Origin of the sequence: Pseudorhodoferax sp. LjRoot39 (assembly GCF_964253035.1) — a bacterium.
Classification (GTDB): domain Bacteria; phylum Pseudomonadota; class Gammaproteobacteria; order Burkholderiales; family Burkholderiaceae_C; genus Pseudorhodoferax.
Map to the genome: position 1 here is coordinate 4,178,723 of NZ_CAXUQL020000001.1, position 16,858 is coordinate 4,195,580.

The window sequence follows — 16,858 nt, forward strand, 5'->3', positions numbered from 1 at the left end:
AGTGGCTTCAGGGTTTCCAATGCCTGCAACCGAGGAAAGACACCGCATGAAGCATTGCTGTTCAGAACCCGTGCCGCAGGCGCAGACCGTCCGCACAGGCCACCACCACAGCCCTGGCCAGGCGCATGGCCACGAGGACCACGACCACCACGACGAGGGTGAGGGAGGCCACCTGCACGACCACGACCATGGCGCAGGTCCGGGCGTGGGCCGCCTGGGCGCGGCGCTGGCCCTGGCCATCGCGGCCGAGTCGCTGCATTTCCTGGCCGGCGATGCGCTGTGGTCCAAAGGCCTGGGCCTGGCCGTGGCCGCTGTGGCCATCGGCCTGTCGGGCATGGAGACTTACACCCAGGGCTTCGCCGCGCTGCGCCGCGGCCGGCTCAACATCAACGCGCTCATGAGCGTGGCCGTCACTGGCGCCTTCCTGATCGGCCAATGGCCCGAGGCCGCCATGGTCATGGCGCTGTACGCCATCGCCGAACTCATCGAAGGCCGCGCGGCCGACCGTGCGCGTAACGCCATTGCCGGTCTGCTGGCGCTGGCGCCCGAGCAGGCCGAGGTGCTCCAGGCCGATGGCAGCTGGCGCGCGCAACCCGCGGCCGAGGTGCCGCTGGGCGCCGTCGTGCGCATCCGCCCCGGCGAGCGCGTGCCGCTGGACGGCACCGTGACCGAGGGCCGCAGCAGCATCGACCAGTCTCCGGTCACGGGCGAGAGCCTGCCGGTCGACAAGGGCCCGGGTGATACCGTGTTCGCCGGCACCGTCAATGCCGAAGGCGCGCTGCAGTTCCGCGTGACGGCTGCGGCCGGCAACACCACCTTGGCCCGCATCATCCACGCCGTCGAGCAGGCCCAGGCCACGCGCGCGCCCACGCAGCGCTTCGTCGACCGCTTCGCTGCCATCTACACGCCGGCCGTGTTCGTGCTGGCGCTGGCGGTCGCGCTGGGCGGGCCGCTGCTGTTCGGCATGGCCTGGCTGGATGCCATCTACAAGGCGCTGGTGCTGCTGGTCGTGGCCTGCCCCTGCGCACTGGTGATCGCCACGCCCGTCACCGTGGTCAGCGCGTTGGCCGCGGCCGCGCGGCGCGGCATCCTGGTCAAGGGCGGCAGCCACCTGGAGAACGCGCGCCTGCTCAAGGCCATCGCGCTGGACAAGACCGGCACCATCACGGCCGGCAAGCCGCTGCTGGTGCACTGGGAGGCCCTGGGCACCGACGACGGTGCGCTGGCCGGCCTGGCCGCGGCACTCGCGGCGCGCTCGGACCATCCGGTGTCCCGCGCGATCGCGCAAGGGGTGGACGCGGCGCAGTGGACCGTCGACGACTTCCGCGCCTTGCCCGGCCGCGGGGTGCAGGGACGCGTCAACGGCCGCGAACTCGTGCTGGGCAACCACCGCCTCATCGAGGAGCGCGGCCAGTGCAACGCCGCGTTGGAGGCGCTGCTGCGCCAGCATGAGGAGCAGGGCCGCACGCTCACGCTGCTGGCCGACGCCAGCGGCGTGCTGGCGCTGTTCGCCGTGGCCGACACCATCAAGGACAGCTCGCGCGAGGCCGTGGCCGAACTCAAGCGCCTGGGCGTGGTGCCCGTCATGCTGACCGGCGACAACCTCGCCACGGCGCAGACCGTGGCGCGCGAAGCCGGCATCGCCGAGGTGCAGGGCAACCTGCTGCCCGAAGACAAGCTGGCCGCCATCGAGGCGCTGCAGCAGCGCCATGGCGCCACCGCCATGACGGGCGACGGCATCAACGACGCGCCCGCGCTGGCGCGCGCCGACCTCGGCTTCGCCATGGGCGGCGCCGGCACCGACGTGGCCATGGAGGCGGCCGACGTGGTCATCATGAACGACGACCTGCGCCGCATCCCCGAGACCATCCGGTTGTCGCGCCGCACGCATGGCGTGCTGTGGCAGAACATCGTGCTCGCGCTGGGCATCAAGTCGGTGTTCATGGTGCTGGCGCTGCTGGGCACGGCGACGATGTGGATGGCCGTGTTCGCCGACATGGGGGCCACGCTGCTGGTGGTGGCCAACGGGCTGCGCCTGCTGCGCGCGCGCCAGGGCTGATTCAACCTAGATTCGGCAGTTGGATGCGCCCGTGGGCGCCGTGATCGGCGTGCCATGCAAGGCGCGACGACGCCGCGCACTTCCGTGCGCAAGGAGGAGCAACGCCGCATGGCGCGGCGAGCGCGGTGCCGGCGGGTGCATAGCGTCCTCACCCGGAAGGTGCGGCTCGTCGAAGCAACAGAATCCCGTGTCCACGCGGCCTGCATGGCGGCCGCGAGCGGTCAACTGCCGAATCTAGGTTCAACCGGCGTCGCGCTCCAGCACGAGCGCGAACAGCTCGTTGCGAAAGTGGATGCCCAGCCGCGCGAACGCACGGTTGCGGTAGGTCTTCACGGTGGGCAGCGAGAGCGCGAGATCGGCTGCGATGCCGTCCTGCGTCATGCCGCGCAGCAGCCGCGTGCAGACGTCGAGCTCGCGCGCGGTCAGCGCGCCGCTGTGCTGCAGCAGGCGCTGGCGCAGGGCTTCGGGCGAGCGCTGCGGCGCGGGCGCTGGCCCACGCAACGCCACCTGCTTGCGCGCCAGCGCCAGCAGCGCCGGGGCCAGCTGCTCGAAGTTGCCGATCTGCGCGTCGCTGAGCGCACTCTGGTGCCCATGGCGGTAGAAGTTGACGGCGAACAGCGCGCCATCGTCGGCGTGCTGCACGATGGACACGCGCTCGGCCATGCCGTGGGCCTCGTAGACGCGGGCGCGGTGCTCGTTCGGCACCTCGCGCGCCGTGATGTGGCACAGCTGCATGCGCTGGCCCGGCGCCTCGTCGAAGCCCAGGCTGCGGTCGCCCTGCACCGGGCCGGACAGGTAGGCGTTCCAGCAGGCGCGGGTGGTGTCGGGGATGCCCAGGCTGGCTGAGAGGTAGAGCTGCGGCGCGCAGCCCGGCCCGACCTGGTAGACCGACCACGAAGCGGCCGGCAGCAGCGGGTGCAACTGCTGCAGCAGGCGGGCGCCGAAATCGTCCGTGCCCAGGCACTCGACCATGGCGCCGACCGACACGCCAACCGACGCACCGACCGACACGCCGACCGGCGCGCCGAAGCCGGCCGGCGAACTGCCTGCCTGCCAGGCCGTGGGTGCCCATTTGCGCATGCTGTGTCTCCGGGTTCTTCCGTCATCCTCTGGGATGACTGCTGCCGCCACCTGGCGGATCTACGCTCGGCGCCGATTCTCCAGCCCTTTCGCACCCACGCCAGACCCACGCCATGGACCCCGCTTCGATCCCCGTGCCGCAGCTGCGGCCCTTCGCCGGCTTCGCCGTCGAGGTGGCCGATCCCCAGGTCGTCGGCGCCGTGCCGCACGGCCTGCGCCGCGTGATCCCCATCCTGGGTGGCACGGTGCAGGGCGAGGGTTGGCGCGGCCGCGTGCTGCCCGGCGGGGCCGACTTCCAGCTCATCGTACACGCAGGCTATGCCGAGCTGGACGCGCGCTACGTGGTCGAGCTCGACGGCGGCGATCTGGTGTTCGTGCAGAACCAGGCCGTGCGCAGCGGCCCGCCCGAACTCATGCAGCGCCTCGCGCGCGGCGAGCCGGTCGACCCCGGCCAGATCTACTTCCGCTGCCAGCCGCGCTTCGAGACCGCCTCCAAGGCGCTGGGCTGGATCAACGAACGCCTGTTCGTCGGCAGCGGCGTGCGCCGCCCCGACCAGGTGCTGATGCGCTTCTTCGCACTCGACTGAATCCCCACCATCCAACGGAGACATGCCATGAAATTCCACCGCCGCCTGGCGCTGTGCGCCGCCGCGCTCGTGCCCTTCGCCGCCTTCGCGCAGGCCCCGGCCTACCCGAGCAAGCCGGTGCGCATCATCGTCGGCTTTCCGGCCGGCACCGGGCCCGACATCGTGGCGCGGCTGCTCGCGCAGAAGCTGTCCGAAGGCTGGGGCAACCTGGGCGTGATCGTGGACAACAAGCCTGGCGCGGCCGGCCTGATCGCCGCATCGGAGGCCGCGCGCGCCGCACCCGACGGCTACACGCTGATGCTGGGCGAGACCGGCCAGCTCAGCATCGCGCCCAGCAGCTACAACAAGCTGCCCTACGACCCGGCCAAGGACTTCGTGCCGGTGTCGCAGGTCGTGACGGCCGACTTCATCCTGCTGGTCAACCCGCAGAAGGTGCCGGCGAAGAACGTCAAGGAGTACGTGGACTGGACGCGCCAGCAGAAGGGCCTGTTCATGGCCACCTTTGGCGCCGGCACGCCTGGCCACTTCGGCGCCTTCATGTTCGGCGACGCCATCGGCATCAAGCCCGAGCCCGTGCACTACAAGTCCACGGGCGACGCCATGAGCGGCATCTTCAGCGGCGACGTCTCGGGCGTGTTCGCCAGTGCCGGCCTGGCCGCGCCCAACGTCAAGTCGGGCAAGCTGGTCGCGCTGGCCAGCACGGGCGGGCAGCGCACGGCCGCGCTGCCCGAGGTGCCGACCTTCAAGGAGCAGGGCTACGCCAACCTGGAGTTCAACTCCTGGTTCGGCATCGTGGCTCCAAGCAAGACGCCGCCCGAGGTCGTCGCCAAGCTCAATGCCGACATCGTGCGCGCCATGCGTTCGCCCGACGGCCAGAAGAAGATGGAAGACGCGGGCTTCCGCGTGACCGGCACCACGCAGCAGGAGTTCGCCGGCGTCATCGCCGCGGACACCGCCAAGTGGGGCAAGGCGGTCGTCGCAACGGGCTTCAAGGCCGACTGAGAACCACCGAAGGAGGAGACACACCGATGAAGAACACCCACATCGCCTTTCCCTTGTGCACGCTCGCGCTGGCATTGCTCGCCGGCTGCGGCGGCGGCGGCGCCTCGCTGCTGGAGCTGGACGCCAAGGCGGCCGAGGCCGCCTGCACCGACATGGTCACCAAGGCGGGTCTGCCGGCCACCACGCTGTCCACGCGCTATGTGGCCGCCGGCACGCGGCGCCCTGGCACCGCCACCACCGGCGACTTCCTGGGCGGCCACTGCGTGGTGACCGGCAGCCGCGATGCGCGCACGGGCGTGGACGGCAAGCCCTACGCCATCGGCTTCGAGCTGAGCCTGCCGGACCGCTGGAACGGCCGCTTCCTGTACCTGGGCGGCGGCGGCAACGACGGCACGCTGCGCGACACCTCGCTGTCCTCCAGCATCTCCATCGGCACGCCGTCGCCGCTGGGCCAGGGCTACGCCGTGGTCTCGGCCGATGGCGGCCACCAGGGAACGAGCGCGAGCTTCGGCGCCGACCCGCAGGCGCGCATCGACCATGCCTACAACGCGCACGACAAGACCGCGCAATCGGCCAAGGCCCTGATCGAATGGCGCTACGGCAAGGCGCCCAACTACGCCTACTTCTCGGGCTGCTCGGGCGGCGGGCGCCAGGGCATGATGTTCTCGCAACGCTTTCCAAGTTACTTCGACGGCATCACGGCCGGCGCGCCGGCCATGCGCGTGTCCAGCGGCGCCACCGTGGCGGCGATGTGGAACAACCGCAAGTTCAACGACATCGCCCCGCTGGGCACCGACGGCAAGCCCGTGCTGTCGCAGGCCTTCTCCAACAGCGACCTGAACCTCGTGGCCGATGCCGTGCTCGCGGCCTGCGACGCCGGCGACGGTGTGGTCGACGGCATGGTGCAGAACACCCAGGCCTGCAGCTTCGACCCGGCCGTGCTGCAATGCACCGGCGCCAAGACCGACAGCTGCATCAGCACCGCCCAGGTCGGCGCGCTCAAGGACGTGTTCGGCGGCCCGAAGAACACGGCTGGCCAGGCGCTCTACGCCGGCCAGCCCTGGGACCCCGGCATCCGCGATGCCGGCTGGCGCGCCTGGACGCTGGGCACCTCGACCACCTCCACGCCCAATTCGCGCTACATCACGCTGATGCTGGACGCGCTGCGCAACGAGTTCTTCACGCCGCCCGATCCCACTTTCGACGCGCTGGCCTTCAACTTCGACACCGATCCGGCGCGCATGGCCGCCTTCTCGGCCGTCTACGACAGCTACAGCGACGACCGGCTCGCGGCCTACAAGGCGCGCGGCGGCAAGCTGCTGTTCATCCACGGCATGGCCGACCCGATCTTCTCGGCCAAGGACACGGTGGACTACTACCAACGCCTGGCCGCCAACAACGGCGGCATCGCGGCCACGCAGGGCTTTGCGCGCAACTTCCTCGTGCCCGGCATGGCGCACTGCTCGGGCGGGCCTGCCACCGACACCTACGACTCGCTGCAGGCCATGGTGGACTGGGTGGAGAAGGGCGTCGCGCCCGACAGCATCGCCGCGCGGGCCAGCGCGACCAACGCCACCTTCCCGAACCGCACGCGCCCGCTGTGCGCCTATCCCAAGTTCGCCAAGTACAAGGGCACGGGCAGCATCGAGGACGGGGCCAACTTCAGCTGCGAGGCGAGCTGAGCGGGGCAGGGCGGCGCGTGCCCTAAGATGCGCCGCCCATGACAGCCGCCAAGTCCGCTTCCCCTCCGCGCCGCAAGAGCGTGCGTGCCGTCAAGCCCGAAGGCCAGTGGCACCACGGCAACCTGCGCGAGTCGCTGATCCAGTGGGGCACGCACCTGCTGGACACCGAGGGCAGCGAGGCCATGAGCCTGCGCGCCACGGCCAAGCTCGCCGGCGTCTCGCAGGGCGCGCCGGCCCACCATTTCGGCGACAAGAACGGCCTCTTGGCCGCCATCGCGGCGCAGGGCTTCCGTGACCTGGTGGCGCAGCGCCAGCGCCGGCTGGCCACGGTGGATGCGACCGACGGACCGGGCCAGTTGCGCGCCGTGCTGCTGACTTACATCGCGTTCGCGCAGGCCCATCCGGCGCGCTTTCAGCTCATGTTCGGGCCGCTGCTGGGTCGGCGCGACGACTACCCCGAACTCGTGGAGGCCGGCACGGCCTCGTTCGCCATGCTGCGCAGCGTGGTGCTGCCACTGTTGCCCTCGCCGCGCGCCGGCACGCTCAGCGAGGACGACGTGGCGAACATCGTCTGGGCCGCCGCGCACGGCCTGGCCACGTTGCGCATGCACGGCCGCGGCGCGCCCATCCGCAGCGGCCCGCGCCAGAGCACCGAGCACAGTGGCGAGGCCCTGGTGCGCTTCTGCCTGCTGGCCATCGCCGGCCTGGCGGCCGCGCCGCGCTGACACCTTGGCGACTTGCGGCGCAGGCCGCGTACGTGCTAACCTCGCCGCCAACTAGACAGTGCCTAGTTCGGCGCAACAAAGGAGACGTGCATGCATCCCACGCTGGTGTTCGCAGACCAGACCTGGTCGCCCGCGGCCATGGCCGAACTGGCCGACCGCATCTCGGGCGGCCTGCGCGCGCTCGGCGTGGGCGAGGGCGACACCGCGGCCGTGATGCTGCGCAACGGTCCGGCCTACGTGGCCACCACCATCGCCTGCCGGCGCGCGGGTGTCTACCTGGTCTCCATCAACTGGCATTTCAAGGCGGCCGAGGCGGGCTTCCTGTTGGCCGACAGCGGCGCGCGCGTGCTGCTCGTGCACGAGGATCTGCAAGCGCAGATCGCCGGTGGCGTGCGCGAGGGCGTGGCCGTGCAGGCCGTGCCCGCCGACGAGACGCAGGGCGATGACTGGGCCAGCGCCTTCGCACAGGGCCATGCGCCGCTGCCGCCGGCCACGGCGGTGGCCTTCAACACCGTGGTCTACACCTCGGGCACCACGGGGCGGCCCAAGGGCGTGCGCCGCCTGCCGGTGCCACCCGAACGGCGGGCGGCGCTGGACGCCGCCAGCCAACTGGTTGGCCGCACGGTCTACGGCGTGACGGCCGCCTCCACGGCCCTGCTCAGCGCGCCCATGTACCACAGCGCCACCATGTCTTTCGTGCTGAGCTGCTGCGGCGCCGGTGCCACGCTGGTGCTGGAGCCGGGCTTCTCGGCCGAGCGCACGCTGGCGCTGATCGAACGCTACCGCGTCACCCACGCCTACCTGGTGCCGACCATGTACCAGCGCCTGCTGGCCTTGCCTGACACCGTGCGCAGCCGCCACGACCTCGCGTCGCTGCAACAGGTCTCTTCCACGGGCTCGCCCTGCGCGCCCGAGCTCAAGCGCCGGATGATCGAGTGGTTCGGCCCCGTCATCACCGAGGCCTATGGCTCCAGCGAGGCGGGCTACACCACCTTCATCGACAGCGCGAGCTGGCTGGAGCGTCCCGGCTCGGCCGGGCGCGCGCTGGGCGCGGCGCAGCTGCGCATCCTCGACGAGGCCGGCGCGCCCGTGCCCACCGGCCAGATGGGCCTGATCTACGTGCGCCAGCCGGCCATGCCCGACTTCAGCTACATCGGCCGCGACGAGGCGCGCGCCGCCATCGGCCGTGATGGCCTGGTCACGCTGGGCGACATGGGCTACCTGGACGCCGACGGCTACCTGTTCATCTGCGACCGCCAGTCCGACATGGTGATCTCCGGCGGCGTGAACATCTATCCGGCCGAGATCGAGGCCGAGCTGCTGACCATGCCCGGCGTGGCCGACGCGGCGGTGTTCGGCATCCCCGACGCCGAGTTCGGCGAAGGTCTGGCCGCGGCGGTGCAGTTGCACCCCGGCGCCGCCGTCGACGCGGCCGCGGTGCAGGCCTGGCTGCGCGAGCGCCTGGCCAACTACAAGGTACCGCGCACCATCGCCTTCCACGACAGCCTGCCGCGCGAGGACACCGGCAAGATCTTCAAGCGCCGGCTGCGCGCGCCCTACTGGGAAGGCGTCGCGCGCCGCATCTGACCCGTTTTTTTGTTCACCACCCGAGGAGACCTGCCGCCATGAGCCTGCCCCCCATCCTGTCCCAGCGCCTGCGCCTGCCCGTCGTGGCCTCGCCGCTGTTCATCATCTCCAACCCTGACCTGGTCATCGCCCAGTGCAAGGCCGGCATCGTGGGCTCGTTCCCGGCGCTCAACGCGCGGCCGGCCGAGCAGCTGGAGGTCTGGCTGGAGCGCATCACGACCGAACTCGCCGAGTACGACCGCCAGCACCCCGAGGCGCCCTCGGCCCCGTTCGCGGTCAACCAGATCGTGCACCGCTCCAACGACCGGCTCGAGCACGACATGGCGGTCTGCGCCAGGTTCAAGGTGCCCATCGTGATCACCTCGCTGGGCGCGCGCACCGAGATCAACGACGCCGTGCACGCCTGGGGCGGCATCGTGCTGCACGACGTGATCGACAACGCCTTCGCGCACAAGGCGATCGACAAGGGCGCCGACGGCCTGATCGCGGTGGCGGCCGGGGCCGGCGGCCACGCGGGCTTCCAGTCGCCATTTGCCCTGATCCAGGAGATCCGCGAGTGGTTCGACGGCCCGCTGCTGCTCTCCGGCGCCATCGCCTCGGGCCGGGCCATCCTGTCGGCCCAGACCCTGGGCGCCGACCTGGCCTATGTCGGCTCGGCCTTCATCGCCACGCAGGAGGCCAACGCTGCCCCTGACTACAAGCAGATGATCGTGGACAGCAGCGCCAAGGACATCGTGCACACCAACCTCATCACGGGCGTGCACGGCAACTACCTCAAGCCCTCGATCCGCAACGCCGGCATGGACCCGGACGCGCTGCCGACCAGCGATCCGTCCAAGATGGACTTCGGCTCCGACCGCCAGAAGCCCAAGGCCTGGAAGGAGATCTGGGGCTGCGGCCAGGGCATCGGCGTGCTGCGCGACGTGCCGCCGGCCGGCGAGCTGGTGGCGCGCCTGGCGCAGGAATACGGCGCAGCCCGGCGCGAATGGGTGCAGCGCGTGCTGCCCGAGGTGGCGCAGGCGGCCTGAGCCGTTCAGCGCAGTGGGGTGGCCCCGCGCCTGGCGGCCATCTCCTTGCCCATGGCCTGCTGTTGCATCGGCGTGAGCCCGCCTGCGACCACCGGGAAGGCCATGGCCTCTTCGGCCGCCAGGTGCCGGCGGTACAGCGCAGCGAACTGCGTCCAGCGCGCCACCGCGGCCTGCAGCGCCTGCGCATCCAGCCCACCGTCGACGACCGCCAGCAGGTCCGGTCGCAGCCGCGCCCAGTCGTGCTCCATGACCTGGTGGTCGGCGCGCAGCCGCGCGGCCAGGCCTGCCTTGCCGCGCTCACGCAACAGCGGCAGCACGTGCAGTTCCTCGTCCTGGTGGTGCAGCGGCGCGGCGATATCGAAGTAGCGCAGCACATCGGTTGCGGCGCTGCGGGCTTGGGCGTCGCAGCCCCGGTCGTGCAGGTGCCGGCCCAGGCGCTCGAGCAGGTCCAGCGAGCGCTCCATGCGCGCATGGCAGGCCGCCAGCATCTCGAAGGGCTGGTCGAAGCCGACGCTGGGGCCGGTGTGCAGCAGCGGGTGCGGGACGTTCATGCGCACCGGCATTGTCCCCGCCGGTGCGCGCGGACGCGCATGACCGCAGGCATGAACAGGCCGGCGTTTGACCCGCATCAAACGCCGGCCGATTTCTCAGAAGCCTTCCAGCACGATCTTGCCGCGCGCCTGGCCGCTCTCGAGGTGGGCATGGGCACGGCGCAGGTTCTCGGCGTTGATGCGGCCGTAGTGCTCGCCGATGGTCGAGCGCAGCAGGCCGGCATCGACCAAGCGGGCCACCTCGGTCAGCAGCCGGTGCTGCTCGACCATGTCGGGCGTCTGGAACAGCGAGCGCGTGAACATCAGCTCCCAGTGCAGCGAGACCGCCTTGCGCTTGAGCAGCGAGATGTCGATGCTGCCCGGCTTGGGGTCGTCGATCAGGCCGAAGCGGCCCTGCGGCGCGATCAATTCGGCGATCTGGGCGAAGTGTTTGTCGGTCTGCGTGAGGCCGACCACGTAGCGCGGCGCGGGCAGGCCGGCGTCCTTCAGTGCCTGGGCCAGCGGCCGGCTGTGGTCGATCACGTGGTGGGCGCCGAGCTTGCGCACCCAGTCCTGCGTTTCGGGCCGCGAGGCCGTGGCGACCACGTTCAGGCCCGTCAGGTTGCGCGCGAGTTGCAGCAGGATGGAGCCCACGCCGCCGGCCGCGCCAACGACCAGCAGGCTGTCGTTGCTGGGTGCCGTGTCGCGCGCGATGCCGAGCCGGTCGAACAGCAGTTCCCAGGCCGTGATGGCGGTGAGCGGCAGCGCGGCGGCATCGGCGTCCGTGAGGCTGGTGGGCGCCAGCGCCGCGATGCGCTCGTCCACCAGATGCAGTTCGGCATTGGCGCCGGGCCGGTTGATCGCTCCCGCATACCAGACGCGCTGGCCCGGCTGGAACAGCGTCACGGCGCTGCCCACCGCGCGCACGGTGCCCACGGCATCCCAGCCCAGCACCTTCCAGCCGCCGGGTTCGGCGCTGGTGCTGGCGCGCACCTTGGTGTCCACCGGGTTCACGGCGATGGCGCGCACCTCGACCAGCAGGTCGTGCGGGCCGGGCGTCGGGTCGGGCAGGGTCACATCCTGCAGCGCGCGCGGGTCGCTGATCGGCAGGGCGTTCTGGTAGGCGATGGCTTGCATGGTGATCTTTCCGAAAAACAAGGGAGTGGCGTGAGTGTGGCGCGGCTTCACCACCGAATACAGCGGCCAGGGCGCGAATCACTTTCAAAGAAAATGGAACGATGACCCGCATTGCCGACCTCGAACTGCTGGTGCGCGCGGCCGAACTCGGCAGCCTCACGGCCGCCGCCCGCGCGCTCGACTGGTCGCCGGCCGCCGCCAGCGCCGCCGTCAAGCGCATGGAAGCGCAATGGGGCGTGCCGCTGTTTGTGCGCAGCACGCGCAGCCTGCGTCCATCGGCGGAGGGCGAGCGGCTGCTGCCCCATGTGCGCCAGGCCCTGCAGGCCTTGCAGCAGGCGCGCGACGCGGCGCAGGCCCAGCACCAGGCGCTGCAGGGCGAGCTGCAGCTGGCCCTGCCGTCCGACCTGGGCCGCCATGTGCTGCTGCCCTGGCTGGAGGAATTCCAGCAGCGCCACCCGCAGCTGGCGCTGCGCCTGCACCTGGCCGACCGCAACAGCGACCTGCTGCGTACGCCGATCGACCTGGCCATCCGCTACGGCGCGCCCGATGCGGCCACGCAGGTGGCGCTGCCGCTGGCGCCCGACAACCGGCGCGTGCTGGTGGCCTCGCCCGGCTACCTGGCGCAGCTGGGCAGCCCGGCCACGCCCGAGGACCTGGGCACGCGCGAGGCGCTGCGTTTCATGCTGGGTGGCGAGGTGCCGGCCGCCTGGCCGCTGCAGGTCGATGGCCAATGGCGGCAGGTGCCCGTACAGGGCCGCCGTTCGGCCAACGACGGCGAGGTCGTCAAGCGCTGGGCGCTGGCCGGCCTGGGCATCGCCTACAAGTCCTGGCTGGACGTGGCGGCCGAACTGGCGGCGGGACGGCTCGTGCACGTGAACCCGCACTGGCTGGGCGAGCCCTCGCCGCTGGCCCTGGTGGTGCCGGCGCGCCGGCAGCTGACGCCGGCGGTGCGCAGCCTGCGCGACTGGCTGCATGCGCGCTTCGCCGCGATGGCGAAAGGGGAGCTCAGCGCTTGAACGGCTGGCCGGCCAGCTGGTAGCCGGCCTTGATGCCCTTCTTGGCGAACCAGCCCACGTTCATCTCGAGCACGAAGCGCACCGCCTTGGCCGAGCAGTGCGAATCGGTGGTCTGCGGCTTCATGTCCACCAGGTTCACGATCACGCCGGCATCGTCGACGAAGGCCGCGGTCAGCGGCAGCAGCGTGTTCTTCATCCAGAAGCACTGCACGCCGGGCTCCTCGAAGATGAACAGCATGCCCTCGTGCTGCGGCATCTCCTTGCGGTTCATGAGACCGATCTGGCGCTGCACCGGCGTGGTGGCCAGCTGCACGTCCAGGTGGTGCATGCCGGCCGCGAGCTGGGTGCGCGGCAGGTCGAGCTGCGGCCCTTCCTGGGCCAGGCCGGCGCCGGCGAAGCTGGCGAAGAGCAGGGGGGCGAGCAGGCGGAGCAACAGACGCATGACGGCGGTCTTTCGGTGACGGCAAAGCGGCCATTCTTCCACGCCGTGCAGTCGCTTGCGCGCCAGGGCTTGCCGCAGGGCGAAGGCTAGAATCCGCGCGCTTTTCGTCCGGTGCGAAGCCATGGCGCGCACCGCGTCCCAGATCACCCAAGCCTGCGCCGGAGTTTGTCCCCACCATGTCCCAGCACATCGCGCCGCCCGCCCGCGGCCAGAAGATCACGGTCAATGCCGACCACTCGCTGAACGTGCCCGATGAGCCCATCATCCCGTTCATCGAAGGCGATGGCGTGGGCCGCGACATCTCGCCGGTCATGCGCAAGGTGGTCGATGCGGCCGTGGCCAAGGCTTACGGCGGCCAGCGCCAGATCCAGTGGATGGAGATCTACGCCGGCGAGAAGGCCACGCGCCTGTATGGCGCCGACACCTGGCTGCCCGAGGAGACCGTGGCCGCCGTGCGCGAGCACGTGGTGGCCATCAAGGGCCCGCTGACCACGCCCGTGGGCGGCGGCATCCGCTCGCTCAACGTCAAGCTGCGCCAACTGCTGGACCTGTACGTCTGCCTGCGTCCGGTGCGCTACTTCAAGGGCGTGCCTTCGCCGCTCAAGGAGCCCGAGAAGACCGACATGGTCACCTTCCGCGAGAACTCGGAAGACATCTACGCCAGCATCGAGTTCGCGGCCCAGACGCCCGAGGCCATCAAGCTCATCGACTTCCTGCGCAAGGAGCTGGGCGTGACGACCATCCGCTTCCCCGAGACCTCGGGCATCGGCGTCAAGCCGGTCTCGCGCGAGGGCACGGAGCGCCTGGTACGCAGGGCCCTGCAATACGCCATCGACCACCAGCGCGACAGCGTCACGCTGGTGCACAAGGGCAACATCATGAAGTTCACGGAAGGTGCCTTCCGTGACTGGGGCTATGCGCTGGCGCAGAAGGAATTCGGCGCCGAACGCATCGACGACGGCCTGTGGTGCCGCTTCAAGAACCCCGACACCGGCAAGTGGATCATGGTCAAGGACGTGATCGCCGACGCCTTCCTGCAGCAGATCCTGATGCGCCCGGCCGAGTACGACGTGATCGCCACGCTGAACCTCAACGGCGACTACATCTCCGACGCGCTGGCCGCGCAGGTCGGCGGCATGGGCATCGCGCCCGGCGCCAACATGTCCGACACCGTGGCCCTGTTCGAGGCCACGCACGGCACGGCGCCCAAGTACGCGGACAAGGACTACGTGAACCCCGGCTCGCTGATCCTGTCGGCCGAGATGATGCTGCGCCACATGGGCTGGAAGGAGGCCGCCGACCTCGTCATCCACGCGATGGAGCAGGCCGTGCTGTCCAAGAAGGTCACCTACGACTTCGCGCGGCTCATGGACGGGGCCACGCAGGTCTCGTGCTCGGGCTTCGGGCAGGTCATGATCGAGCAGATGTAGCACAGCGCCACCTTGCCCCGCGCAGTGCGAAGGCCGTCGATTTCCGAGGAAGTCGACGGCCTTCGCGTTTCAGCGCCCATGGAACTCCGGCGGGCTGCACGCCATGAGATCGTGTGCCGTGGTGTAACGCCGTTGTAACGGCGGCCGGTGACCATCGCAGGCTCATCCAGGATGCCTGCACTGTGCCAAGTCGGTCGCTTCTCTCGTCGGTGTGCCCATGGCGCGGCTGCGGCCGCTGCCATGCTGGCATGTGCCGCCGGCATGGCGCAGCCGGCCGTGCCGGTCACGGCGCCGGACACGGACCAGGCCGCCGCACCGCAGACCATCGCCTTCGACATTCCCGCGCTGCCGCTCGAACAGGCCTTGCAGCGCTACGGCCGGACCACGCGGCAGCCGGCGCTGTTCTCCAGTGACATGGTCGCCGGGCTGGTGTCGTCTCCGGTGCGCGGACGCCATTCCGCGTCGCAGGCCCTGCGCCTGCTGCTGCAAGGAACGGGCTTGAGTTCCGACCGTGTGGAGACCCAGGCTGGCACCACCTTCCTGTTGCGGCCCGCGACCGGGACCGAGGCGGCCGCGCCGGCGCCCCGCCTGGCACTGGACGGTTTCGCCGGGCTGCTGCAATCGCGCACCATGCAGGTGTTGTGCGCCGACCTGCGCACCCGGCCGGGCACCTACCGTGTGCTGTTCCAGTTCGCGCTCGACGCGTCCGGCGCGGTCGACTCGGCCCGCCTGCTGGACTCCAGCGGCGATGCCGGCCGCGATGCGGTGCTGCTGGCCGCGCTGCGGCGCCTGCGCCTGGACGTCGCGCCGCCGGCCGGCTTCGTCGGCCAGCCCCTGACCATGGCCCTCGCGCCGACGCCGGCCGGTGCCGCGTCGCCGTGCGGCTAGGAAGCGGCCCGATGTCGCACAAGGCGGAACTCCCGCTGCTGGACTACCTCACGCAGTGCTATGCCAGCCTCAAGTCGCGGCTCACGCACGTGCTGGGCTGTGCGGACCTCGCCAGCGATGCCCTGCACGACACCTGGGTGCGCCTCAAGGCCAAGGACGAGCAGCGCGTCATGGACAGCCCGGGTGCCTACCTCATGCGCGTGGCGGTCAACATCGCGGTCGACATCCAGCGCCGGCAGCGCCGCATCCTCGACGGCGACGAGGTCGAGGAGCTGCTGGAGGGGCTGGCCGATCCGAAGCCGGGCCCGGCGCAGCTGGCCGAGTCGCGCTCGGAGCTGGCGCAGCTGACCCGCGCCATGGAAGCCCTGCCGGAACGGCGCCGGCTCATCCTCGTGCTGGTGCACTGGGACGGCGTGCCCCAGAAGGAAGTGGCCAGGCGCCTGGGCGTGTCGCTGCGCACCGTCGAGTACGAGCTCAAACGCGCCCACGATGCGCTGGACGCGCATTTCCTGGCGCTCGGAAAATCCTAGATGGCGGGTTTTGCATGGCTGGTTCGTTGTAGCTCCGGGCGCCCGCGTGCGCCCGCGGCGAACCCGTTCTGAGGAAGGCAGCAGCCATGGTCGAGCAAGTGGGGCCCCGTCCCGAACTCCAGCAACAGGCTTGGGAATGGCTGCGCCTGCTCGCGTCGGGCCAGGCCAGCGACCTGGACGCGCGGGCCCTGGCGCGCTGGGTGGGTACCAGCCCGGCGCACCAGGCCGCCTACAACGAGGCCAGGCGACGCTGGGGCGCCATGCATGCTGCCACCGGCAGCCTGCTGCGCGCCGATCCAGCCCTGGCGGCGGCGCGCGGGCGCGTGCAGCAACCGGCCCGGCTGCCGCGCCGCGCCGTGCTGGGTGCGGCGGCCGCAGCGAGCGTGGCCGGCATCGCGGTCGGCTTTCCCTTGCTGGGCACCTGGTCGGCCACCACGGCGGCCAGCGAGGACCAGACCGCCGCCGGCGAGCAGCGCGCGCTGGCGCAGGTCGGCCATGTGCAGGTCACGCTCAACACCCGCACACGTGCACGCCGGCAGTCGGGCGGCGGCGAGGCCCTGGGGCTGGATCTGCTGGCCGGCGAGGCCGCCGTGGACTTCCAGCAGAACGGGCAGCCTTTCTCCATCACCGCCGGCAACGGCATCAGCACCGCCGAGTCCGGCCGTTTCGAAGTGCGCTGCATGGACGGCAAGGTCCGCGTGACCTGCATCGAAGGCGCGGTGCGCATCCTGCACCCCTCCGCGCAACGCCAGCTGCAGGCGCGCCAGCAGGCCGTGTACGACACGCAGGCCGTGAGCGGCGTGGCCGCCATCGACCCCGCCGTGGTCTCGGCCTGGCGCAGCGGCCAGCTGGTGTTCCGCCAGACCCGGTTGGCCGAGGCGCTGGATGAGATCGGCCGCTACCGGCCCGGCCGCATCGTGCTCATGAACGACAAGGTGCGCGACAAGGCCGTCACCGGCCAGTTCGCCATCGCGGCGCTGGACCTGGCGCTCACGCAGCTGCAGCACGTCTTCGGGCTCACGGCGCGCAGCTTGCCGGGCGGCGTGCTGCTGCTCAGCTGAGCCGCCTTATCGCCGCTTTTCATGTCGGCGCGGTGACGCTGGAGCGCCTCGGCAGGCCTCTGTGCAGGGCTTGC

16 protein-coding genes are annotated in these 16,858 nt (G+C 71.0%); 12 read left to right on the top strand and 4 right to left on the bottom strand.

Annotated elements, in window-relative coordinates; all coding sequences use genetic code 11:
- The first annotated feature begins 46 nt into the window (after positions 1 to 46).
- The gene (locus ACSQ4M_RS19440) at positions 47 to 2,059 is read left to right on the top strand and encodes a heavy metal translocating P-type ATPase (RefSeq protein ID WP_436191066.1); all 2,013 of its coding nucleotides are present in this window, start codon (positions 47 to 49) and stop codon (positions 2,057 to 2,059) included.
- A 240-nt stretch (positions 2,060 to 2,299) separates the two neighbouring features.
- Here ACSQ4M_RS19440 and ACSQ4M_RS19445 read toward each other — a convergent pair whose 3' ends face one another.
- Positions 2,300 to 3,139: a helix-turn-helix transcriptional regulator gene (locus tag ACSQ4M_RS19445; protein ID WP_436191067.1), complete on the bottom strand. Its 840-nt coding sequence runs from the start codon at positions 3,137 to 3,139 to the stop codon at positions 2,300 to 2,302.
- 113 nt (positions 3,140 to 3,252) lie between these two features.
- On the opposite strand from ACSQ4M_RS19445, the gene ACSQ4M_RS19450 reads away from it, so the two are divergent.
- The 6 genes from ACSQ4M_RS19450 to ACSQ4M_RS19475 all read left to right on the top strand — a co-directional run bounded on the left by ACSQ4M_RS19450 (position 3,253) and on the right by ACSQ4M_RS19475 (position 9,750).
- Complete coding sequence (locus ACSQ4M_RS19450; RefSeq protein ID WP_436191068.1) at positions 3,253 to 3,726, top strand: DUF3237 domain-containing protein; 474 nt, start codon at positions 3,253 to 3,255, stop codon at positions 3,724 to 3,726.
- Between the two features lie 27 nt (positions 3,727 to 3,753).
- Positions 3,754 to 4,728: a Bug family tripartite tricarboxylate transporter substrate binding protein gene (locus ACSQ4M_RS19455; RefSeq protein WP_436191069.1), complete on the top strand. Its 975-nt coding sequence runs from the start codon at positions 3,754 to 3,756 to the stop codon at positions 4,726 to 4,728.
- Positions 4,729 to 4,754: 26 nt separating this feature from the next.
- A complete protein-coding gene (locus tag ACSQ4M_RS19460) occupies positions 4,755 to 6,410 on the top strand; it encodes a DUF6351 family protein (protein ID WP_436191070.1) in 1,656 nt (551 codons plus the stop codon).
- Positions 6,411 to 6,448: 38 nt separating this feature from the next.
- Complete coding sequence (locus ACSQ4M_RS19465) at positions 6,449 to 7,135, top strand: TetR/AcrR family transcriptional regulator (protein ID WP_436191071.1); 687 nt, start codon at positions 6,449 to 6,451, stop codon at positions 7,133 to 7,135.
- Between the two features lie 90 nt (positions 7,136 to 7,225).
- Positions 7,226 to 8,722 (top strand): AMP-binding protein, encoded by a 1,497-nt coding sequence (locus ACSQ4M_RS19470; protein WP_436191072.1) that lies wholly within the window; start codon positions 7,226 to 7,228, stop codon positions 8,720 to 8,722.
- Between the two features lie 38 nt (positions 8,723 to 8,760).
- Positions 8,761 to 9,750, top strand: a complete 990-nt coding sequence (locus tag ACSQ4M_RS19475) for an NAD(P)H-dependent flavin oxidoreductase (RefSeq protein ID WP_436191073.1) — start codon at positions 8,761 to 8,763, stop codon at positions 9,748 to 9,750.
- A gap of 5 nt (positions 9,751 to 9,755) precedes the next feature.
- Here the strand turns inward: ACSQ4M_RS19475 and ACSQ4M_RS19480 are convergent, their stop codons facing one another.
- Together ACSQ4M_RS19480 and ACSQ4M_RS19485 are read right to left on the bottom strand one after the other, a co-directional pair.
- The gene (locus ACSQ4M_RS19480) at positions 9,756 to 10,301 is read right to left on the bottom strand and encodes a hemerythrin domain-containing protein (protein WP_436191074.1); all 546 of its coding nucleotides are present in this window, start codon (positions 10,299 to 10,301) and stop codon (positions 9,756 to 9,758) included.
- A gap of 96 nt (positions 10,302 to 10,397) precedes the next feature.
- A complete protein-coding gene (locus tag ACSQ4M_RS19485) occupies positions 10,398 to 11,417 on the bottom strand; it encodes a zinc-binding alcohol dehydrogenase family protein (protein ID WP_436191075.1) in 1,020 nt (339 codons plus the stop codon).
- A gap of 101 nt (positions 11,418 to 11,518) precedes the next feature.
- Here ACSQ4M_RS19485 and ACSQ4M_RS19490 point away from each other — a divergent pair, with 101 nt between their 5' ends.
- Positions 11,519 to 12,433, top strand: coding sequence for a LysR family transcriptional regulator (locus tag ACSQ4M_RS19490; RefSeq protein ID WP_436191076.1), 915 nt, complete (start codon positions 11,519 to 11,521; stop codon positions 12,431 to 12,433).
- On the opposite strand, the gene ACSQ4M_RS19495 is transcribed toward ACSQ4M_RS19490, so the two are convergent.
- On the bottom strand, positions 12,423 to 12,875 hold the full coding sequence (locus tag ACSQ4M_RS19495; protein WP_436191077.1) for a DUF192 domain-containing protein: 453 nt from the start codon (positions 12,873 to 12,875) through the stop codon (positions 12,423 to 12,425). The two genes, ACSQ4M_RS19490 and ACSQ4M_RS19495, sit on opposite strands and share 11 nt — an antisense overlap.
- A 176-nt stretch (positions 12,876 to 13,051) precedes the next feature.
- Between ACSQ4M_RS19495 and icd the strand changes: the two genes are divergently transcribed.
- The 4 genes from icd to ACSQ4M_RS19515 all read left to right on the top strand — a co-directional run bounded on the left by icd (position 13,052) and on the right by ACSQ4M_RS19515 (position 16,784).
- Positions 13,052 to 14,305, top strand: coding sequence for an NADP-dependent isocitrate dehydrogenase (gene icd, locus ACSQ4M_RS19500; protein ID WP_436191078.1), 1,254 nt, complete (start codon positions 13,052 to 13,054; stop codon positions 14,303 to 14,305).
- Between the two features lie 240 nt (positions 14,306 to 14,545).
- Positions 14,546 to 15,193 (top strand): STN domain-containing protein, encoded by a 648-nt coding sequence (locus tag ACSQ4M_RS19505; protein WP_436191079.1) that lies wholly within the window; start codon positions 14,546 to 14,548, stop codon positions 15,191 to 15,193.
- Between the two features lie 11 nt (positions 15,194 to 15,204).
- Positions 15,205 to 15,723 (top strand): RNA polymerase sigma factor, encoded by a 519-nt coding sequence (locus ACSQ4M_RS19510; protein ID WP_436191080.1) that lies wholly within the window; start codon positions 15,205 to 15,207, stop codon positions 15,721 to 15,723.
- A gap of 86 nt (positions 15,724 to 15,809) precedes the next feature.
- Positions 15,810 to 16,784, top strand: coding sequence for a FecR family protein (locus ACSQ4M_RS19515; protein ID WP_436191081.1), 975 nt, complete (start codon positions 15,810 to 15,812; stop codon positions 16,782 to 16,784).
- Positions 16,785 to 16,858: the final 74 nt, after the last annotated feature.